Origin of the sequence: Candidatus Marifrigoribacter sp. Uisw_064, assembly GCF_047730175.1 — a bacterium.
Taxonomy (GTDB): Bacteria; Bacteroidota; Bacteroidia; order Flavobacteriales; family Flavobacteriaceae; genus Marifrigoribacter.
The window spans coordinates 1,767,367-1,789,190 of the sequence record NZ_CP159833.1; the positions used below are offsets into that span (position 1 = coordinate 1,767,367).

Annotated in this window: 19 protein-coding genes and 1 pseudogene; 11 read left to right on the forward strand and 9 right to left on the reverse strand. The window is 32.4% G+C overall.

What is annotated here, in order from left to right; genetic code table 11:
* The first annotated feature begins 101 nt into the window (after nt 1-101).
* The 5 genes from ABXT64_RS08020 (at nt 102) to ABXT64_RS08040 (ending at nt 6,557) form a co-directional block, all read left to right on the forward strand.
* Nucleotides 102-2,288: a glutamine synthetase III family protein gene (locus ABXT64_RS08020; RefSeq protein ID WP_443632410.1), complete on the forward strand. Its 2,187-nt coding sequence runs from the start codon at nt 102-104 to the stop codon at nt 2,286-2,288.
* A 61-nt stretch (nt 2,289-2,349) separates the two neighbouring features.
* Complete coding sequence (locus tag ABXT64_RS08025) at nt 2,350-3,528, forward strand: AIR synthase related protein (protein ID WP_443632411.1); 1,179 nt, start codon at nt 2,350-2,352, stop codon at nt 3,526-3,528.
* A gap of 368 nt (nt 3,529-3,896) precedes the next feature.
* Nucleotides 3,897-4,973 (forward strand): peptide chain release factor 1, encoded by a 1,077-nt coding sequence (gene prfA / locus ABXT64_RS08030; RefSeq protein ID WP_443632412.1) that lies wholly within the window; start codon nt 3,897-3,899, stop codon nt 4,971-4,973.
* Between the two features lie 2 nt (nt 4,974-4,975).
* The gene (gene pyrF / locus ABXT64_RS08035; protein WP_443632413.1) at nt 4,976-5,794 is read left to right on the forward strand and encodes an orotidine-5'-phosphate decarboxylase; all 819 of its coding nucleotides are present in this window, start codon (nt 4,976-4,978) and stop codon (nt 5,792-5,794) included.
* Nucleotides 5,784-6,557 (forward strand): ABC transporter substrate-binding protein, encoded by a 774-nt coding sequence (locus tag ABXT64_RS08040; protein ID WP_443632414.1) that lies wholly within the window; start codon nt 5,784-5,786, stop codon nt 6,555-6,557. The genes pyrF and ABXT64_RS08040 overlap by 11 nt, the downstream gene beginning before the upstream one ends.
* Here the strand turns inward: ABXT64_RS08040 and ABXT64_RS08045 are convergent.
* Nucleotides 6,554-7,258, reverse strand: a complete 705-nt coding sequence (locus tag ABXT64_RS08045; RefSeq protein ID WP_443632415.1) for a DUF4197 domain-containing protein — start codon at nt 7,256-7,258, stop codon at nt 6,554-6,556. The genes ABXT64_RS08040 and ABXT64_RS08045 overlap by 4 nt on opposite strands.
* A 38-nt stretch (nt 7,259-7,296) precedes the next feature.
* Between ABXT64_RS08045 and ABXT64_RS08050 the strand changes: the two genes are divergently transcribed.
* Entirely contained in the window at nt 7,297-8,250 is a 954-nt protein-coding gene (locus tag ABXT64_RS08050; RefSeq protein WP_443632416.1) for an MBL fold metallo-hydrolase, read from the forward strand.
* An 81-nt stretch (nt 8,251-8,331) separates the two neighbouring features.
* Nucleotides 8,332-11,781 carry a methylmalonyl-CoA mutase family protein gene (locus tag ABXT64_RS08055; RefSeq protein ID WP_443632417.1) on the forward strand — a complete coding sequence of 1,150 codons (3,450 nt, stop codon included), beginning with the start codon at nt 8,332-8,334 and terminating at the stop codon, nt 11,779-11,781.
* Between the two features lie 11 nt (nt 11,782-11,792).
* Here ABXT64_RS08055 and ABXT64_RS08060 read toward each other — a convergent pair whose 3' ends face one another.
* The gene (locus tag ABXT64_RS08060) at nt 11,793-12,188 is read right to left on the reverse strand and encodes a hypothetical protein (RefSeq protein ID WP_443632418.1); all 396 of its coding nucleotides are present in this window, start codon (nt 12,186-12,188) and stop codon (nt 11,793-11,795) included.
* A gap of 119 nt (nt 12,189-12,307) precedes the next feature.
* Here ABXT64_RS08060 and ABXT64_RS08065 point away from each other — a divergent pair, with 119 nt between their 5' ends.
* Nucleotides 12,308-12,751: an Lrp/AsnC family transcriptional regulator gene (locus tag ABXT64_RS08065; protein WP_443632419.1), complete on the forward strand. Its 444-nt coding sequence runs from the start codon at nt 12,308-12,310 to the stop codon at nt 12,749-12,751.
* A gap of 62 nt (nt 12,752-12,813) precedes the next feature.
* Here ABXT64_RS08065 and ABXT64_RS08070 read toward each other — a convergent pair whose 3' ends face one another.
* From ABXT64_RS08070 to ABXT64_RS08085, 4 genes and pseudogenes are all read right to left on the reverse strand, one after another.
* Nucleotides 12,814-13,533 (reverse strand): anti-sigma factor, encoded by a 720-nt coding sequence (locus tag ABXT64_RS08070; protein WP_443632420.1) that lies wholly within the window; start codon nt 13,531-13,533, stop codon nt 12,814-12,816.
* Between the two features lie 70 nt (nt 13,534-13,603).
* Complete coding sequence (locus ABXT64_RS08075) at nt 13,604-13,930, reverse strand: Crp/Fnr family transcriptional regulator (protein ID WP_443632421.1); 327 nt, start codon at nt 13,928-13,930, stop codon at nt 13,604-13,606.
* Between the two features lie 48 nt (nt 13,931-13,978).
* Nucleotides 13,979-14,161 (reverse strand): annotated as a pseudogene (locus tag ABXT64_RS08080) (Crp/Fnr family transcriptional regulator); the annotation flags it as partial.
* 131 nt (nt 14,162-14,292) lie between these two features.
* Nucleotides 14,293-14,844, reverse strand: a complete 552-nt coding sequence (locus ABXT64_RS08085; RefSeq protein ID WP_443632422.1) for a DUF1572 family protein — start codon at nt 14,842-14,844, stop codon at nt 14,293-14,295.
* 392 nt (nt 14,845-15,236) lie between these two features.
* On the opposite strand from ABXT64_RS08085, the gene ABXT64_RS08090 reads away from it, so the two are divergent.
* Nucleotides 15,237-15,842, forward strand: a complete 606-nt coding sequence (locus ABXT64_RS08090) for a DUF1684 domain-containing protein (protein ID WP_443632423.1) — start codon at nt 15,237-15,239, stop codon at nt 15,840-15,842.
* On the opposite strand, the gene crcB is transcribed toward ABXT64_RS08090, so the two are convergent.
* Both crcB and ABXT64_RS08100 read right to left on the reverse strand, forming a co-directional pair.
* Nucleotides 15,839-16,210, reverse strand: a complete 372-nt coding sequence (gene crcB / locus ABXT64_RS08095) for a fluoride efflux transporter CrcB (protein WP_443632424.1) — start codon at nt 16,208-16,210, stop codon at nt 15,839-15,841. The two genes, ABXT64_RS08090 and crcB, sit on opposite strands and share 4 nt — an antisense overlap.
* Complete coding sequence (locus tag ABXT64_RS08100) at nt 16,210-17,274, reverse strand: SRPBCC family protein (protein WP_443632425.1); 1,065 nt, start codon at nt 17,272-17,274, stop codon at nt 16,210-16,212. Before ABXT64_RS08100 ends, crcB begins: the two co-directional genes overlap by 1 nt.
* Nucleotides 17,275-17,447: 173 nt before the next feature.
* Here ABXT64_RS08100 and ABXT64_RS08105 point away from each other — a divergent pair, with 173 nt between their 5' ends.
* Both ABXT64_RS08105 and ABXT64_RS08110 read left to right on the forward strand, forming a co-directional pair.
* Nucleotides 17,448-19,487 carry a dipeptidyl-peptidase 3 family protein gene (locus tag ABXT64_RS08105; RefSeq protein ID WP_443632426.1) on the forward strand — a complete coding sequence of 680 codons (2,040 nt, stop codon included), beginning with the start codon at nt 17,448-17,450 and terminating at the stop codon, nt 19,485-19,487.
* Nucleotides 19,488-20,098: 611 nt separating this feature from the next.
* Nucleotides 20,099-20,485, forward strand: a complete 387-nt coding sequence (locus ABXT64_RS08110) for a hypothetical protein (RefSeq protein ID WP_443632427.1) — start codon at nt 20,099-20,101, stop codon at nt 20,483-20,485.
* A gap of 207 nt (nt 20,486-20,692) precedes the next feature.
* Here ABXT64_RS08110 and ABXT64_RS08115 read toward each other — a convergent pair whose 3' ends face one another.
* On the reverse strand, nt 20,693-21,769 hold the full coding sequence (locus ABXT64_RS08115) for a branched-chain amino acid aminotransferase (RefSeq protein WP_443632428.1): 1,077 nt from the start codon (nt 21,767-21,769) through the stop codon (nt 20,693-20,695).
* Nucleotides 21,770-21,824: the final 55 nt, after the last annotated feature.

Below are 21,824 nucleotides of genomic sequence, written 5' to 3' on the forward strand. Positions count from 1 at the left end.
GATAAAAAAAAATCAAATATTTAATAAATACCCCTAAAAAAATAGGGGGTATATGTAAAAAATTATATTTTTGCGCTTTAAATTGTATAAATAATAATTTTATGGCTACGTTAAGATTTCAAGCATTAAAAGAAACATTCAACCGAAAAACAGTTTTAGTAAATGAGCCAGCAAGACGTTCTTCAATTTTTGGAGAAAACGTTTTCAATGAGCATGCTATGAGACAGTTTTTAACCAAAGACGCTTTTAAAAGTGTGATGGGAGCTGTTGAAAATGGATCTAAAATCGAACGAAGTGTAGCAGACCATATCTCTACAGGTATGAAAGAATGGGCTATCTCAAAAGGGGCAACTCATTATACTCACTGGTTTCAACCACTAACAGGTACAACGGCAGAGAAGCACGATGCATTTTTTGAAACTGTAGAAGGTGGACAGGCGATAGAAAAGTTTGGTGGTGGGCAATTAGTCCAGCAAGAGCCAGATGCATCTAGTTTTCCAAATGGTGGAATACGAAATACATTTGAAGCAAGAGGTTATACAGCGTGGGATCCTACATCTCCTGCATTTATATATGGTACTACACTTTGTATTCCAACAGTTTTTGTTGCTTATACAGGGGAAGCATTGGATAATAAAACACCTTTACTTCGTTCACTTCAAGTATTAGATAAGTCAGCAACCGATGTTGCTAAATATTTCGATAAAAATATTACAAAGATTATTGCTACTCTTGGTTGGGAACAAGAATATTTCTTAATAGATAAAGCATTAGTTGCTGCTCGACCAGATATCGCTTTAACTGGAAGAACACTATTAGGTCATGCTTCAGCCAAAGGACAACAATTAGATGATCATTATTTTGGATCAATTCCTTCAAGAGCATTAAATTATATGCGTGATTTAGAAACAGAATGTATGCTATTAGGTATTCCTGTTAAAACGCGTCATAATGAAGTAGCTCCAAATCAATTTGAGTTAGCACCTATTTTTGAAGAAGCAAATTTAGCGGTCGATCACAATTCTCTGTTGATGGATATTATGGAGAAAGTTGCAGACCGTCATAGTTTTAAAGTGTTATTTCATGAAAAACCTTTTGCAGGAATTAATGGAAGTGGAAAACATAATAACTGGTCATTAAGTACAAATACAGGAGTAAACTTATTAAGTCCTGGAAGTACACCTATGAAAAACCTTCAATTCTTAACATTCTTTATTAATACAATAAAAGCGGTTAATGAATATGAAGAATTATTAAGATCATCTATTGCTAGTGCAAACAATGACCATCGTTTAGGAGCTAATGAAGCTCCGCCAGCGATTATTTCAGTATTTATTGGTTCGCAATTAACAGAGGTTTTAAATGAACTTGAAAAAGTAACGAATGGTAAACTATCTCCACAAGAAAAAACAGATTTAAAGTTAAATGTGGTTGGTAAAATTCCAGAGATTTTATTAGATAATACAGATCGTAACCGTACTTCACCATTTGCATTTACAGGTAATAAATTTGAGTTTCGTGCGGTAGGATCAACAGCCAACTGTGCTAATCCAATGACTGTTTTAAATACGATTGTTGCAAGACAATTTATAGATTTTAAAGCCAGTGTTGATGCATTGATTGCTGATAAGAAAATGAAGAAAGATGATGCGATTTTTAATGTACTGAGAGAATATATTAAAGATTCAAAACGAATTCTTTTTGAAGGTGATGGTTATGGTGAAGCTTGGGAAAAAGAAGCAAAAAAGAGAGGTTTAAGTAATAATAAAACGACTCCAACTGCTTTAAAGCCTAAAATAACTAAAAAGAACATTGCTTTATATGTGGACCTTGGGATTATGAGTAAGGTAGAAATTGAAGCACGTTATGAAATTAAAGTTGAAGAATATGCGATGCGTATTCAAATTGAAAGCCGTGTATTAGGTGATATTGCTAGAAATCATGTAATTCCTACCGCAATTAAGTATCAAAATATTTTAATAGAAAATGTGCAAGGACTTAAAAATATTTATGGTGATAAATTTAAGTTGCATTCTAAAGAGCAAATGCAATTAATTGAGCAAATATCATTGCATATTTCAAAAATTAATAAAGGAATTACAGATATGATCAATGAGCGTAAGAAAGCAAATAGCATGGATGATTCTGAGAATCGAGCTGCTGCCTATTGCGATAATGTAAAGCCTTTTTTCGAGGAGATTAGATATCACTGTGATAAGTTAGAATTGCTGGTAGATGATGAAATTTGGCCATTACCAAAATACAGAGAATTGTTATTTACTAAATAATATAATTATTTAAAACCTCACGTTTATATCGTGAGGTTTTTTATTTTTTTACCTTTGTCCTATGAGTCAAGATATTTCAAAACGATATGCCCAAAGAGGTGTTTCTGCTTCAAAAGAAGATGTACATAACGCAATTAAAAATGTTGATAAAGGATTATTTCCACAAGCATTTTGTAAAATAGTGCCTGATTATTTAACGGGTGATGAAAATTATTGCTTGATTATGCACGCAGATGGAGCAGGAACTAAATCTTCATTGGCATATATGTATTGGAAAGAAACGGGTGATATTTCAGTTTGGAAAGGAATTGCTCAAGATGCTCTTATCATGAATCTAGATGATCTTTTATGTGTTGGGGCTGTAGATAATATTATGTTGTCTTCAACTATTGGAAGAAATAAAAATAACATTACAGGAGAGGTGATTTCTGCAATTATAAATGGAACCGAAGAGCTTATAAAAGACCTTAAAGGTTTTGGAGTTGATATTCACTCAACCGGTGGTGAAACAGCTGATGTGGGAGATTTAGTACGAACTATTATTGTTGATTCTACCGTAACTGCTAGAATGGGACGAAGTAAAGTAATCGATAATGCAAATATTAAACCAGGCGATGTTATAGTAGGATTGTCTTCTTCTGGACAAGCAACTTACGAAACTGAATACAATGGAGGAATGGGAAGTAACGGATTAACGTCTGCTAGACATGATGTTTTTCATAAAGAACTTGCTTCAAAATACCCTGAAAGTTTTGATCATGCTGTGCCAGATGACTTAGTGTATTCTGGTTCAAAAAAAATGCAAGATGCTATAGCTAATAGTCCTTTAGATGCTGGAAAATTAGTGTTATCTCCAACAAGAACCTATGCGCCTATTATTAAGAAAATTCTTTCAAAATATACCAATAAAGACATTCATGGAATGGTTCATTGTAGTGGAGGAGCCCAAACAAAAATTCTTCATTTTGTCGAAAACCTTCATATTGTAAAGGATAATTTATTTGAAGTGCCACCACTTTTTAAATTAATACAGGAAGAGAGTAAGACAGATTGGAAAGAAATGTATCAAGTTTTTAATATGGGGCACCGTATGGAAATTTATCTTCCAGAAGCGTATGCAAATGATATTATTGAAATTTCAAAATCGTTTAATGTAGACGCAAAAATTGTAGGCCGAGTTGAAGCTTCTGATGCTAAAAAATTAACTATTCAAAGTGAGTTTGGAACATTTATTTACTAGCCTTCTTTGAAGTGTATTCTATTTTCATTTGGGGTATATTTCCATAGCGAAGCTAGCCCTACCCTTTATAAAGCTGTTATAGGCTGTATTCCATTACTATTTTATCCCTATTATATAATTTTCTCATCTTATGGGGAGCTTTTAGTATTACTGTTTATTTAATTTATATCTTAATAGATATAATTAAAAGTATGGCATTAAGTAATATCCATTTTATTTTTATAAATGGAAGCGCAATGGTTCTTTTACTTTTCTAATAGACACTGCTAAAGAAGATCATTTAGAATTAAATAGTTAATAATCTAATACATAGAACTACCTATAAAATTCTCTAAAATATTGTAATTTCGCACGATTATAAGGAATCTATGTTAGAAAAACTTCAAATAGTAAAACAACGTTTTGATGAGGTGAGTGATTTAATCATTCAGCCCGATATTATTACCGATCAAAAAAGATATGTTCAGTTAAATAAGGAATATAAAGACCTAAATAAATTAATGAAAAAGAGAGAAGAATATATTTCTCTTACGAATAACATTGAAGAAGCTGAAGAAATTATTAAAGATGGGAGTGATGCCGAAATGGTTGAGATGGCAAAAATGGAAATGGATGATGCTAAAACTAGGATTCCGCAGCTAGAAGAGGAGATTAAGTTTTTATTGATTCCTAAAGATCCTGAAGATGCTAAAAATGCTGTAATGGAAATTAGAGCAGGTGCTGGTGGCGATGAAGCGAGTATTTTTGCGGGAGATATTTTTAGAATGTATACTAAATATTGTGAAGGTAGAGGTTGGAGAACGAGTGTAGTAGACTTCAGTGAAGGTACGAATGGTGGATTTAAAGAAATTCAATTAGAGATAGAAGGTAGTGATGTGTATGGCGTTTTAAAATTTGAAGCGGGTGTACATCGTGTGCAACGTGTTCCTCAAACAGAAACTCAAGGAAGAGTTCATACCAGTGCTGCTACAGTTATGGTTTTTCCTGAAGCTGAGGAATTTGATGTAGAAATAAACCCAAAGGAAGTTCGAGTCGATTTCTTTTGCTCATCAGGTCCAGGAGGTCAATCTGTAAATACAACCTATTCTGCGGTACGTTTAACACACATTCCTACTGGTTTAGTAGCGCAATGTCAAGACCAGAAATCTCAACATAAAAATAAAGAGAAAGCGTTTAAAGTACTTCGTTCTAGACTGTATGATATGGAGTTAGCGAAGAAACAAGCCGAAGATGCCATAAAACGTGGTTCTATGGTAACTAGTGGAGATCGTTCAGCTAAAATTAGAACCTATAATTATCCACAAGGGAGAGTTACCGATCATAGAATCAATTTGACTTTATACGATTTAGGAAATATAATCAATGGAGATATTCAAAAGATTATTGACGAATTACAATTGGTGAATAATACTGAAAAACTGAAAGAGACAGGAGAAACGTTTTAATTATGACCACACAACAATTAATTTCTGAAATAAGAAGGAAGAACTCATTTCTTTGTATTGGATTAGATGTTGATATTAAAAAAATCCCTTCTTTTTTATTGAACGAAGAAGATCCAATTTTCGAATTCAATAAAGCAATTATAGATGCAACGCACCACCTTGCTGTTGCTTATAAGCCGAACACAGCTTTTTATGAAGCTTATGGCTTAAAAGGATGGAAATCTCTTGAGAAAACCATTCAATATTTAAATGCAAATTACCCAGAAATATATACGATCGCAGACGCAAAACGTGGAGATATTGGAAACACATCTTCGATGTATGCCAAAGCCTTTTTTGAAGATTTAGGCTTCGATTCAGTTACAGTTGCTCCCTATATGGGAAAGGACTCAATTGAACCATTTTTAGCTTTTGAAGAAAAACATACCATCTTATTAGCATTGACTTCTAATCAAGGTGCATTCGATTTTCAAACCCAAAAAATCAATAACACCGAAGTATATAAAACAGTATTAGAAACTTCAAAATCTTGGAAAAATAGTCAAAACTTAATGTATGTAGTCGGAGCGACCAAAGCTGAATACTTTAAAGAAATCAGGAAAATTGTTCCCACTAGTTTTCTGTTAGTTCCTGGTGTAGGTGCACAAGGAGGTAACCTGCAAGACGTCTGTCATTATGGAATCACTAAAGACATTGGTTTGTTAATTAACTCATCTAGAGGAATTATTTATGCTTCAAACGATTTAGATTTTGCTGAAGCTGCTTCTCGGGAAGCAAAACACCTTCAAGCTCAAATGGAGGAAATTATCAATGGTTTATAAAGACCAACTTAATAGAACAATTACGCTTACAGATACACCAAAACGTATTATCTCTTTGGTGCCTTCACAAACTGAATTATTGGTAGATCTAGGATTAAAAGAATCTCTTGTAGGGATTACCAAATTTTGTGTTCACCCAAAGAACTTGAGAAAAGAAATAGCAGTAGTTGGGGGAACAAAAAATGTTCATTACGATAGAATAGAAAAGGGTAAGCCAGATTTAATTATTTGTAATAAAGAAGAAAATACCTTCGAAATGGTAGAAGATCTTCAAAAAATCGCCCCTGTTTGGGTGAGTAATATTTTAACGCTTGAGGATAGTCTTGAAATGATACTTCAATTAGGAAAGGTGTTAAATACTTCTGAAAAAGCTTCTGTTTTAATTTCTGAAATCAATTCTGAAAGAAAAATATTTGAAGCGTTTGTGAAAAATAATTCATCTAAAAAAGTGGCATATCTTATTTGGAAAAACCCTTTTATGGCCGTGGGAAAGCAAACATTTATCAATGATATTCTAAAACTAAATAAATTTGAAAATATACTTGAAAATGAATCTTCAAGATATCCCGAAATTACCTTAGAACGTTTAAAAGAAGCAGAGGTTATATTACTTTCTTCAGAACCCTATCCATTCAAAAATGAAGATGTTACTGAACTAAAAAAAGCACTTCAAAAAGAAGTGCTTTTAGTAGATGGTGAATATTTTAGTTGGTATGGCTCTCGTTTAAAAGATGCCTTTACCTATTTTAAATCTTTGCATTAATCTTGCATTGCAAAAACTTGTTTTAACAACGCGGTAGTTCTTGAAGAAACTTTATCTCTAATATTTTTTTCTTCAACAGCAATCATCTTATACACTCCTTTTAATGCTTGATTGGTTACATAATCAGTTAAATCTGGATTCACTTGATTTACAAAAGGAATTGAATTATAACGATTAATAATATTGGTCCAAATTTGATCTGCACCCACTTTTCCAAATGAATTTTTAATTACAGGATTAAATTTATTGTATAAAGCTGTATTCGTTTTGTTTTGAAGATAATTAGTGGCTGCTTTGTCATTTCCTAATAAGATATTTTTAGCATCTGAAAATGTGATGTCTTTCACTGCATTTATAAAAATAGGAGTTGCTTCTTTTACTGCATCTTCTGCTGCACGATTAATAACCCTTAAACCATCATCAGCAAGACTACTTAGTCCAATATTACGTAAAGCCTTGTCAACTTTTTGTAATTCTTCAGGTAGTAATATTTTTACTAATTCATTTTTATAAAAACCATCTCTCTGAGTTAGTTTCGATACTTGTTTGTCAATTCCAAGATCAAGAGCTTGTCGTAAACCTCCTGCAATATCTAATGGGTTCGATCCCGTTTCAGTGGGCAAGTTATTTACTACTTGTTGTAATTCAGCGCATGCAGTTAGGTTGAAAACCAGAACTAGGGCGATTATTTTTTTTATCATGGGACATATTTTTTATCTTTAGCAAAGATATAGTTATTATGAAATCAATTCAAATATCATTCCAAGTACTTATCGTTGTCTTTTTTTTGTTTGGTTGTAATTCCGATGTGAAAATAAAGAAAATTGAAAAGCCAAATCAATATATCACAGTGTTAGGAATTGCCCAAGATGCTGGATTTCCACAAATAGATTGTAAAAAAGAATGTTGCAATGCATTTTATACAAATAAAGAACCGAAAAAATTAATTTCATGTTTGGGTTTGGTAGATTTAAAAAATCAAAAGAAATGGCTTTTTGATGCAACACCAGATATAACTCAGCAATTACAGCATTTAAAAACGCAGCATTTAGATACTGGAAATGTCATAGATGGAGTGTTCTTGACACATGCTCATATGGGGCATTATACTGGATTAATGTATTTTGGGTTTGAAGCCTTAGGAGGAAACAACATACCTGTGTATGCAATGCCAAGAATGAAAACTTATTTACAAGAAAATGGACCTTGGAGCCAATTAGTAGCATTTAATAATATAGAACTTAAAAAACTTCAAAAGGATTCAACAATAGTGTTAAATACAGCGTTAAAAGTTACGCCAGTGTTAGTGCCCCATAGAGATGAATTTTCAGAAACGGTAGGTTATATAATAACTGGAAATAATAAAACAGCATTGTTTATTCCAGATATTAATAAATGGCATAAATGGGAAAAAGATATTGTAGCTGAAGTTAAAAAAGTAGACTATGCTTTTTTAGATGCCTCTTTCTTTAAGGATGGGGAATTAAAAAGAGATATGAGTAAAATCCCACACCCATTTACAACTGAAACTACTACATTATTTGAGAATGAATCTATAAAAACCAAAAACAAAATTCATTTCATTCATTTTAATCATACAAACCCAACCATTAAAAATACGCATCCTTTAAGAGATAGTATTCAAAAATTAGGATTCAGATTTGCAAGAGAGGGAGATGTATTTGGATTGTAGTTTTTATAAATACAATATTATTAACCTTACTTTTTTGAATATTTCGTAAATTTGCGCTACTAAAAACCATATAAATTATACATGCTACAAATTCCTCCATATCAGCCTAAAAATAAAGTGCGTATCGTTACTGCAGCTTCCCTTTTTGATGGGCATGATGCTGCCATTAATATTATGCGCCGTATCATACAGTCAACAGGAGTTGAGGTAATACACTTAGGGCATGATCGTAGTGTGGAAGAAGTAGTAAATACCGCTATTCAAGAAGATGCCAACGCAATTGCAATGACATCATATCAAGGAGGTCATAATGAGTATTTTAAATACATGTATGATTTGTTGCAAGAAAGAGGAGCTACGCATATCAAGATTTTTGGCGGTGGAGGCGGAGTGATTCTTCCTTCAGAAATTAAAGAATTACAAGATTACGGGATTACCCGAATTTATTCGCCAGATGATGGAAGAGAATTAGGGTTGCAAGGAATGATTAATGATTTAGTTGAAAGATCTGATTTTCCAATTGGCGATTCATTAAATGGCGAATTTGATAAGTTAGCTAATAAGGAAGCTGGTGCTATCGCAAGAGTGATTTCTTCTGCTGAAAACTTCCCTGAAATTGCCAAAGAAACCTTACAGAAAATTTATAAGAAAAATAAAACTTCACAAACCCCTGTTTTAGGAATTACAGGAACTGGAGGTGCAGGAAAATCATCATTAGTGGATGAGTTGGTACGTCGTTTTTTAGTTGATTTTCCAAAGAAAACAATAGGAATTATTTCAGTAGATCCTTCAAAAAGAAAAACAGGAGGAGCACTTCTTGGAGATCGAATTAGAATGAACGCAATCAACTCACCAAGAGTATATATGCGTAGTTTAGCTACACGTCAAAGTAATTTGGCATTGTCTAAATATGTTTCAGAAGCCATTGAAGTTTTAAAAGCGGCGCAATACGATATTATAATTTTAGAAACTTCAGGAATTGGTCAAAGTGATACAGAAATCATAGAACATAGTGATGTTTCACTATATGTAATGACACCAGAATTTGGCGCAGCGACTCAGTTGGAAAAAATCGATATGTTAGATTTTGCCGATCTTGTTGCCATCAACAAATTCGATAAAAGAGGATCTCTAGATGCTTTACGTGATGTAAAGAAACAATACATGCGTAATAATAATCTTTGGGATGTTCATCAAGATAATTTACCTGTATATGGAACCATTGCTTCTCAATTCAATGATCCAGGAATGAACACGTTGTATAGTGCTATTATGGATAAATTGGTTGAAAAAACAAAGACCGATTTAATATCAACATTTACAGTTTCAGATGAAATGTCTGAAAAAATATTTGTGATTCCACCAGCGCGAACTAGATACCTTTCTGAAATTTCTGAAAGCAATAGAGGCTATGATAAAAATGTAGATACTCAAGTTGAAGTAGCACAAAAGTTATTCGGAATCTATAAAACAATTTGTTCTGTGGCAAATGTCACATCGAGCGCAGTCGAGATCTCATTTTTAGAAAAAACAGGACTTAATATTGATGAGATCCTGAAACAAGTTCAGGATGACAATGCAGGTTTTATTAAACTATTAATTTCTGAATTTGATCGTGTAAAATTAAATCTTGATCCTTATAATTGGGAAGTTATCACAGGTTGGGATGAGAAAGTAAATCGTTATAAACAACCAGTATATACTTTTAAAGTTCGTAATAAAGAAATTAATATAGACACACATACCGAGTCATTATCTCATTTACAATTACCAAAAGTAGCCTTGCCTAAATACCAAGCATGGGGAGATATTTTACGTTGGGTATTGCAAGAAAATGTGCCAGGCGAGTTTCCTTTTGCTTCAGGGTTATATCCTTTTAAAAGAACAGGGGAAGATCCAACACGAATGTTTGCAGGGGAAGGTGGTCCAGAACGTACCAATAGACGTTTTCATTATGTAAGTATGGGATTGCCTGCAAAACGTTTATCTACCGCTTTTGATAGTGTGACTTTATATGGAAACGATCCAGATCTACGCCCCGATATTTACGGAAAAATAGGAAATGCAGGAGTTTCAATTTGTTGTTTAGATGATGCTAAAAAATTATATTCTGGCTTCGATTTAAGTCATGCGATGACTTCGGTTAGTATGACAATTAACGGACCAGCACCAATGTTGTTAGGATTTTTCATGAATGCTGCCATTGATCAGAATTGTGAAAAATATATTAAAGAACACAAGCTTGAAAAAGAGGTGGAGGCAAAAATAAAAGCCATTTACAAAATGAAGGGAATAGACCGTCCACAATACAACGGTGAAATTCCTGAAGGAAATGATGGTCTTGGATTAATGCTTTTAGGGGTTACAGGAGATGAAGTATTGCCAGAAGAAGTGTATACCAAAATAAAATTTGAAACATTAACACAGGTTAGAGGTACGGTTCAAGCAGATATTTTAAAAGAAGATCAGGCACAAAACACTTGTATTTTCTCTACGGAATTTGCCCTGAGATTAATGGGTGATGTTCAAGAATATTTCATAGAAAAACAAGTTAGAAACTTCTATTCGGTTTCTATTTCGGGATATCATATTGCTGAAGCTGGAGCCAACCCAATTACGCAATTAGCTTTTACGTTAGCGAACGGATTTACCTATGTAGAGTATTACTTGTCGAGAGGAATGGACATCAATAAATTTGGCCCGAATCTTTCATTTTTCTTTAGTAATGGTATCGATCCAGAATATTCAGTGATTGGTCGAGTGTCTAGAAAAATTTGGGCAAAAGCTTTAAAATTAAAATACGGAGCGAACGAAAGAGCGCAAATGTTGAAGTATCATATTCAAACTTCTGGACGTTCATTACATGCTCAGGAAATTGACTTTAATGACATTCGTACAACGCTTCAAGCATTATATGCGATTAATGATAACTGTAATTCATTGCATACTAATGCGTATGATGAAGCTATTACAACTCCTACGGAAGAAAGTGTGCGTCGTGCGATGGCTATTCAGTTAATTATTAATAAAGAATTAGGATTGGCTAAAAATGAAAATCCGATACAAGGTTCTTTCATTATTGAAGAATTAACCGATTTAGTAGAAGATGCAGTATTACAAGAATTTGATCGTATTACTGAAAGAGGTGGTGTGTTAGGAGCTATGGAAACCATGTATCAACGTAGTAAAATACAAGAAGAAAGCTTGTATTATGAAACATTGAAACACAATGGTGAATTTCCAATTATTGGTGTAAATACATTTTTAAGTAGTAAAGGATCTCCAACGGTAATTCCAAGAGAAGTAATTCGTGCTACAGAAGAAGAAAAGCAATATCAAATTAAAGTCATTGAAAATATTCATGCTTCTAATAAAAAACAAGCAGTTGAATTATTAAATGATTTACAACAAAGAGCGGTAACGAATCAAAATATATTTGAAGCTTTAATGGAAGTTTGTAAGCGATGTACCTTAGGGGAAATCACCAATGCTTTATTTGAAGTTGGTGGGCAATACAGACGTAATATGTAGTTTGTAAATTATTACAAAGTCAACATCCAAATACGTTGCAATTTTTTAAATTTCTTTAATTCTTTTCGAAGTAAAGGTAAAAACTCTTTTCCTCTTGAATTTGATTTTTCAAGGCGTTCACAATTATTGTAAAGTACATGGGTTAATTGTGATAATGACTCAACATGTTTATGCTTATCTTCTGAAAAAACTTTGCTTTCAGCTTTTAAAATTTCTGGAGCCAATGAAATAGATTGTTGTACTATATCTCCCGTAAAGTATATATTCGGATCTTCACTACCATTTTTTCGTAAAGGCGCTAAATCATAAATCAGATTATCTGAAATATAACGTGAGAGCGTAAAAATATCTAAAGCCTTCTTTAAGATAGGTGATATAGGTAGGTTATTAGATGTTTGAGGTACCATTTTTCCTTTTTCAATGCAATGTAAAAATAATTACAATTCGAGACATTTTACTTTAGATATTAAAGTAAATATGTATATTTGCTTTAATTATATTTATATAACGGGTAATTTACTTTAAAATGAGTGTTGATTTGTTAAATTGGAAAATATTAGAATGTCTACAGCAAAATGCTAGGCAATCAAATGCAGAAATAGGTAGGAATGTTGGAATTAGTTCACCAGCAGTATCAGAACGAATCAGGAAAATGGAGGATTTAGGAATTATTACCGGGTATAAAACCATGGTTTCTCCTTTTGAAGTCGGTTATCAATTAAATGCCATCATTACAATTAGAGCATTTATGGGGAAATTAAAGCCTTTTTTGCAAATTGTAAAATCGTATGATGAAGTACTAAATTGTTATCGGATTACAGGGAATGAAAATATAGTAATGGAAGTTGTATTAAAAAATCAAAAACATCTTGAACAGTTTATAGATAAATTAATAAGTTATGGTGAAACCAAAACTCAAATTGTATTATCGAATGTAATTGAAAATGCTCCTATAAATAAAATTAGATAAAAAAAGGCATAGTTTATAAAAACCATACCTTTTTCAGCTAACATTAAATTATTTTTCTTTTTCTATCTCGATACACTTCCTGCTGGGAATGAAGCAATGTTCACATCAAGTGAATGAGTTGAAGGAGCAGTTTCTTGAACAGCATTACCCACTAATGGTTTTATTGCAAAAGGAGCAGGGCTATTATCAGGTGAAGGTTCAATTGAAATAACAACGGTTCTTCCTCTAACATCTAAAGGAAAACTAAATCCTGAAGGTGCATTGTTAAAGAAATCTTCTCCTGGAACTGGAGCTCCCGGAATACCAAACCAAACTCCGTTTTGGTCATTTCCATTGTTAGAGTTAGGTAATTCGTCCGTAGGAGTTCTTAAAAAGAAAGTTCCTGAAGAAGTATTTAAATCACCATTCGCAATAACGGGCGCTAATCCTACATTTGCTGAGCTTCCTGAAAAGTCTCCAGCTAAGATCTTTGTTGCTGCTGGAGCAGGATCACTATCTACAGCAGGTTCTATTGAAAGAACAAAAGTAGTTGCTGCTGCTAATTGAGTTGCATCAACAGTAAAAGATTTTGGAAAAGTTACACTTGAAAACACTCCCGTAGAAACAGGACTTCCATCAACTATAATCCATCCTTCATATCTAAAATCATTTCCTAATTCTTCTAAGCCACTAAGGTTTAAGGTCAAATTTGCAGCAGTTGGTGTATTGTCATCATCACTACTACAAGAGGTCGCTATTAAGCCTATCATAGATAAAGCTAAAAACATTTCTCTAATCATCATTTTTTTTTGTTTTAATATTATACTACAAATGTAAATGATGAATTTGTTCTGAAATGTTAGCTAGCTAACACTAAGCAAAGTTTTTAAATAGTGTAATCTGATTTCGGTTAAAATCTATGAAGTTTTCTTCCTTAAGTTCATTTAAAGAAACATTTAGTGTAGGTCTAGAAGTGCCAATTAAAGAGGCAATCTCTTTTTGAGTGTAAGGATGATTAATGATTTTATTTCCAGTTTTTTCACAATCATATCCATAATCATGGCAAAGTTCATTTAAGAATTCTATTAAACGATTTTTAGTATCCTTAAATATGATAAGTTCTAGTCTTCTTTCTAAGCGTTTTATTCTGAAACCAATGAGTTTATAAATTTTAAAACTGAAAGGTTTATTATCACGCATTAAGTCATGCATAGTATCGACATCGACGGGACAAATGGAAGTGTTATTGTCGACTGATTTTGCAAATTCTTCTCTTTTTTCTTCTCCTAATATTGCTTTTTCGCCAAACAGTTCCCCTTTTGCAAGTATCGCTTTTATTACCTCATTACCATCTTCAGTATAATAGCCGATTTTTACTTTCCCTTTTTCTATAAGATATACTTTAGTAGCACTGTCTTCTTCAAAATAAATATACTCTTGCTTTTTGCAGTGATTAAATTCATGCGCGTTTTATATGCCTTGAATTTATGAGGACAAAGCATACTAAAAAGGTTCACTTTTTCAAAAAACCATATATTTTCAACACTCGTATGCTAAAGATATTATAAGTCATCCGTAAAATGTTCTTTTCGTTTCGGTTTGTTAAATTTATTTTTATTGTAATTGTTTGATTCACCTTTCGGAATGGATAATATCTCCCAATTTGAATCAGTAATCAACTTTCCTAAAAAAACAATTTGGCCAATATGATATGCATAATGAGATAATTGACGATTTATTGCTTCGGTCACAGAATGCCCCATGTTACGAGTATAGATTTCTTTTGAAAGATCATCGTGAGTTAAAGTAGTAAGAGTATCAAACAAACAGGACCATCCTTTTTCCCAAACCAACAATAATTCTTCTTTTGTACTAATATCATTATTAAATTCAGCTTCTCGATTCCTCCAATCTTTTTCTCCGTCTGAAGTTAAAAAATCAGTCCATCTAGATAACATATTACCCGACATATGTTTAACGATAATCGCCATATTATTACTTTCTTCATTAGGTTTCCAAAACAATTTTTCTTCAGAAACTTGAAGAAATGTTTTTTCTCCTAAACTTTTATAATAGTTAAATTGTTTTATAACATTAGGTAAGTAGTCGTTCATTTTTAATTTACTTTTTAGTTATTTCTTCTTCAAATATAGTTAGAATGTTTCTGTTTTTTTTCTTCGGAAGAATCTCGACAAGAAACCAAATCTCTTTGGAGAGTCCTTGAAAGGAAGCTAGCTAGTTTGTATAATTTGTTTTCATTGGTTCTGCTATAAAATAAAACCTCCGGCATAAATGCCGAACGTTTTGATTTTGATATTATTTATAGTTTTATAGTCAATGCGCTTCGCCAGCATTTCTCTAAAGAAACGGCATATTGTTGTTTACAGGTATATAACCTTGTATTAATTGAATTTGAAAAGTAATAAAAAAAATAGTTGGGTAGGATTCAAAAGTTAAAATTATTTAGTTCAGTGGGTTTTAATTATATTTACTAAAAATAAAACTTATGCAATTTAAAGTGCTGTTTCTGCTTATATTAGTTGCCTCTCAAGTGTTTAGTCAAGATGATGGAGGGGTTTTAAAAGCTGTAAAGAAATATCAAACGGAGGCCAATGAAAAGTTTTCAAACTCAGAAACCACCATATTAGATTCCTTAGATTTAATTTCATTTAAATCGCTAGAATTCTACCCAGTTGATTTAAAATTTAATGTAAAAGCAGATTTTGTACGAACTCCAGATGAGAACCCATTTTTAATGAAAACCTCTACAAGCAGGTTGCCGGAATATGTGAAATATGGAGAAGCACATTTTTCTATTGATGATGAGCTGTTAACACTCAATTTATATAAAAGCACAAGTGAAGCTGAAAGCCCTGAAGACGAGTATTTGTTTTTGCCTTTTACAGATTTAACTAGCGGAGATGGTTCGTATGGTGGAGGTCGTTATGTAGAATTAGATATTCCTACTAGTGAAACAATATATATTAATTTCAATTTAGCTTATAATCCATATTGCGCTTATAGTAATCGCTATTCTTGTCCGATTCCGCCTAAAGAAAATGACTTGTTAGTTAGGGTAGAAGCAGGTGTGAAAGATTATGGGCATCATTAAATTACTTTTACTAGCCACATTCCAAAAAATACAGCTGCAAAACCTAAAATAAAACTAGCACAAGTATAGATGGCAAAAGTCATGAAATCACCAGCTTTTAGGAATATATGATTTTCATATGCAAATGCTGAAAACGTAGTAAAACCACCACAAAAACCTGTCGCTAAAAATAGGATGGTATTTTCACTAAGTGAATTATTTTTTAAAGCGAGTCCTAGAATAATTCCAATAATCAAACTGCCTACAATATTTGCGGTAAAGGTGCCGTATGGGATGCCATTTTGAGAATTATTAAGATAGGTTCCAATCCAGTATCTTAAAGTACTTCCTAATCCACCACCTAAAAAAACTAAAAGAAGTTGTTTCATTATTGTTCAGAAATAATAGAATGATTACTTCTTAGATCTTTAAAAACTGGAATATAAACTTCAGTCATCCATTCTGCTGGATTTGAAACTAAATCAGGATTATTGGCATAAATTTCAAACACATTTTTAGAACTATCAACAATTAAATATTGCTCTTTAATATATTTTTTCGCGTTATTGTATGCTTTATCTAAGTGAGTGTAGTTTCCCTTTAAAACAGTTTTCACTGCACTTGTAGCTTCTAAATAACCACATAGAATATTGCTTCCTTCTGGAGTGATAATGTTTTCTTTTACTGGCAGTGCTGTTGAGAAAATTACTGTTCCATTCGCTTCGTTTATCTGATTGTAAACTGTAAATGGCATGCCTGCTGTTTGTAGGTTATGTTGTTGAACAAACCCCATAACTTCTCCAAACAGAGCACCCATTTTTATTCTTAAATCACTTTTCTTAGCAGAAGCGGTTAGGTATAAATAATAACCTCCTCCATAGTCTGAAATCCCTGTAACATCTACTGAAAATTGTTTCATGTCTTCTAAAACAATAGTTTCAATACCTTTAAGTCCACTCATGTTCATTTTATGCATGTCTCCTTCAAAGTCCATTCCGCTAAACGCATAAAATACTTTGTCTATTAAAGTGTGTTCTCCATGCATACCCCAAGTAACTTTTGTGGCACCTTCTTCTTCCACAAAGCTCCAATACACTTTTGGGTTACGTTCTCCCCCTGGAGTTAAAAGAGATAAATCTTGAAGAATTTCTTTGTTTTCAATCACTTTGGTGGTCGTCATAGATCCGTCCATTTTTCCTGTCCAAGAATAAGAACCACCTTCACCTACATTTTTTTCAGCATAATTAAAAACAATAGTAGAATCTTCTTTTTTCCACGGACCCCAATGTTCCCAATCTTTAAAATCATTTACTTTATTAAAAATTAAATCGATAGGAGCATTGATCGTATAGGAATCTTTTATATCATATTTGCTTTCTTGAGTGCCAAAATAGATAGCGCCTCCAATGACAATAATTAAAATAAGGAAAAATAGATATTTAAAAATTTTCATTGGGAATATGTTATAGTTATGCTGCTAAGGTAATCAATTTTGAAAATTATTATTTAATACATGAGTATAAATAGGCATTACTTTATTGTAATTAATCGTCTGTTCTTGGACAATAAAGAGTCTTCTATTATTTTATTACATTTGTGAACACAAAAAATTTAAATTTAAAGAAAATGAAAATCAAATTTTTAATTGGTATGCTTATGGTTTCTTTTATATTTTATTCCTGTAATGAAGGAAATAAGGATAAAGATTCTGAAACTACAGAAGCAAAAGCAGATGAAAGTAAGTTTAATTATAATGTTGAGCAATTTGCAGACATTAAAGTTCTACGTTACGAAATTGGAGGATGGGATGAATTAACATTAAAGGAACAAAAATTAGCGTATTATTTAACGCAAGCAGGGTTGTCTGGTAGAGATATTATGTGGGATCAAAATTACCGTCATAATTTAGCAATTAGAACTGCTTTAGAAAAAGTATATTCAGATTATAAAGGAGATAAATCTTCTCCAGATTGGACCAGCTTTGAAACCTATTTAAAAAGAGTTTGGTTTTCTAACGGAATACATCATCATTATTCAAATGCTAAAATTAAGGCTGAATTTTCTTCAGATTATTTAAAACAATTATTAGCAGATTCAGAAGCGACCCTAGAAGGAGAGGCTTTCGATGTTATCTTTAATGATAAAGATGCTAAAAAGGTTAATAAGACTAAAGATGTTGATAATGTATTATTATCTGCGGTTAATTTTTATGGACCAGATGTAACTACAGCTGATGTTGAAAATTTTTATGAAAATATGAAATCACCAGATTCAGAAAAGCCTCTGTCATATGGTTTGAATTCACAACTTATCAAAGAGAATGGGGTATTAAAAGAACGTGTTTATAAGTCGGGCGGTTTATATGGATCTGCAATCGATGAGATTATTAAATGGTTAGAATTAGCATATGGTGTTGCTGAAAATGAAGCACAAGGAAATGCTCTAGGCCTATTAATTAGCTATTATAAGTCAGGAAGCCTTCAAACTTGGGACGATTATAATGTAGCATGGACAGCTGCTACGGAAGGAAATATAGATTATATCAATAGTTTTATTGAAGTATATAATGATCCAGTTGGTTATAGAGGTTCTTATGAAACAGTGGTACAAATAAAGGATTTTGATATGTCTCAAAAAATGGCTGTATTATCTGAAAATGCACAATGGTTTGAAGATAATTCACCTTTAATGGATGATCATAAAAAGAAAAATGTAGTAGGTGTTACTTATAAAGTGGTAAATGTAGCTGGTGAAGCTGGAGATGCATCTCCAAGTACTCCAATAGGTGTTAATTTGCCTAATGCAAACTGGATACGTTCAACTGTAGGTAGTAAATCTGTTTCTTTAGGAAACATTATACATGCCTATAATAATGCAGGTTCTTCAGGAAGATTAAAAGAATTTGTTAATGATGACGAAGAATATGAACTTGAAAAGAAATACGGACAGATCTCTGATAAATTACACACTGCTTTACATGAAGTAATTGGTCACGCCTCTGGTCAATTAAATCCAGGTGTAGGTGAAACAAAAGAGACCCTTAAAAAGTATGCTTCTACGTTAGAAGAAGGCCGTGCAGATTTAGTAGGTCTTTATTATTTATACAATCCAAAACTTCAAGAATTAGGATTGGTAGATGATTGGAAAAGTATTGGAATGACTGCTTATGATGGTTATATCCGTAATGGTTTAATGACTCAGTTGATTCGTCTTGAATTAGGAGATGATGTTGAAGAATCACATATGGTAAATAGACAATGGGTTTCAGCTTGGGCTTTTGAAAAAGGAGCTGCTGATAATGTTATTGAAAAAGTAACTAGAGATGGTAAAACTTATTTTAATATCAATGATTACGAAAAACTACATGGCTTGTTTGGAGAGTTGTTACGTGAAACACAACGTATTAAATCTGAAGGAGATTATGAAGCTGTTGAGGCGCTTGTAGAAGGATATGGTGTAAAAGTAAATCAAACTATCCATGCGGAGGTTTTAGAACGTAACAAACAATTTACTTCTGCTCCTTATAGTGGATTTGTAAATCCTGTAATTACGCCAGTGATGGAAGGTGAAGAAATTAAAAGTTTCAACATTATTCAACCTGAAACGTTTGCTGGTCAAATGATGGATTATAAAAAAGAGTATACATTCTTACCAATTAAAAATTAAGAAACAGTAATAGATTTATATTAAAAACCCTCTTTAAAATTTAAAGAGGGTTTTTTCAAACCAAAACATAAAAGAGTGGTTAGTTGATAGCGTATCATCTATTTATATGTTAAATATAAGAAGTAGAATGCCAAAAAAAAAATACCAAATGAAGAGTATTTTTTTTATTCAAGTTATGACCATAATTATTGAGGGTATAATTTCTTTGCTTGGTTTCATAGTTAAAAAATGAAGATTTAGTTAGTTTAAAAGAATACCCAATACAGGGTATATTCTATAAACCTATTACTAACATATGGAACTTGCAACTTGCTTAGTATAGAATATTATTGTATATGTTATAGGTGTTGCCTAGGGTTTTAACCACAATTTTAAGGCAAGAAGAATACCTACAAAAGCTATAAAACCAATTAAAATCCAAAAACTACCTTTGTAGTGTTTTTGATGAACCTTTTTGTCTTTCTTGTAGCTAATGATTAAAAATATAACAAATGCTATCACAAAGAAAATAACAAAAATCCACTGCCCAGTACTAAACATAAATTTGTAGTTTTATGACTGCAAAAATACAATACTAATTAATAAGTAACCCGACTTATCGGGCAATTAATATGAAGAATAAAATATCTGCGGTACAACTATTTCATGATACCTTTGGTTTGGGTAGTGAAAATTCACCTACAGCCAATTTAAATAAAGAGAAAAACTTGCTCCGCTTCAACTTAATGAAAGAAGAAAACGAAGAATACCTAGAGGCTGCAAAGGATAATGATTTAGTTGAGGTTGCTGATGCTTTGGGTGATATGTTATACATATTATGTGGAACCATCATAGAACATGGAATGCAAGAAAAAATTGAAGAAGTTTTTAATGAAATTCAACGCAGTAACATGAGTAAATTGGGTGAAGACGGAAAACCTATCTTCCGTGAAGATGGAAAAGTATTGAAAGGGCCAAATTATTTTAAACCCAATATTAAAGCAATTTTAGATAAGTGATATTTGCTTAATAACGATTTTAGACCGCTCCGCTTTTAGAACAAAGAATATAGACTTGATCTTAACTATTTGACAAACAGATATAACACAAGGGGTGAATTATTTCTACTGCATTATTACCTTTGATAAACACTTGGTGGTCAAAGATTAAAAAGTAAAATCATATAATAGGTAAGTAACTATTCAATATTTTAATTTTGCTTACAGCTATTTCACCTCATGCCTCCAATGAAATGGATCTTCAGATCTATTATATTGTATGTCCATCAATTTCGTTTTAAAAAGAGTAGAAAAACGATTACTATCATCCACTTTTGGAAGGTTATATACCTTCTGGTCATAACTAAAGGCAGAAACGGGACTAATTACAGCGGCAGTTCCAGAACCAAAAATTTCTTTTAAAGAACCATTTTTAGAAGCTTCAATAAGTTCGGTTACCGTAATTCGGCGAACCTCAACTGAAATACCTTTTAATTCAGCAAGTGAAATGACACTTTTTCTAGTGATACCGTCTAATATTCGATCGTTGTTAGGAGCGGTGATTAAAGTATCATTAATTCTGAAAAAAACATTCATTGTTCCAGCTTCCTCTAGATACTTATGCTCATTCGCATCCGTCCAAATGACTTGCTCAAAGCCTTGCTCTTTTGCAAGATTTGTTGGGTAAAACTGAGCAGCATAATTTCCGGCTGCTTTTACTGCACCAACACCTCCATCGGCAGCTCTACTAAAACTTTGTGCGATTACTACTTTCACTTCTCCTTTATAGTACGCTTGTACCGGAGAAAGTAAAATCATAAATTTATACTCTAAAGCAGGGGCTGCAGCAACTCCACTTTCTGTTGCAATAACAAAAGGGCGAATGTATAATGAATTTCCTTCCCCTTTCTTAATCCAATCTTTGTCAAGATTTAGTATTGTTTCAAGTCCTTCAAGGAAAAAATCTTCAGGAAATTCTGGAATAGCTAAACGTACAGACGATTTATTAATCCGTTTAAAATTTTCTAAAGGACGAAATAGCCACACTTTGTTATCATCATCTTTATAGGCTTTCATTCCTTCAAATACGGCTTGACCATAATGAAATACTTTTGCAGCGGGAGAAAGAGTGATATTTCCAAATGGTTTAATCGTAGGATTTTGCCACGAACCATCAATATAATCACATTCAAACATATGATCTGTAAACTGTTTTCCAAAAACTAAGTTGCTAAAATCAACTTGATCAATTTTTGAAGTAGTTATTTTTTCTACAGAAACATTTTTGTGTGTGATTGAGCTCATATACATAGTTGGATTCAATGCAAAAGTAGTTAAAAATTAGGGTATTTTATAATTG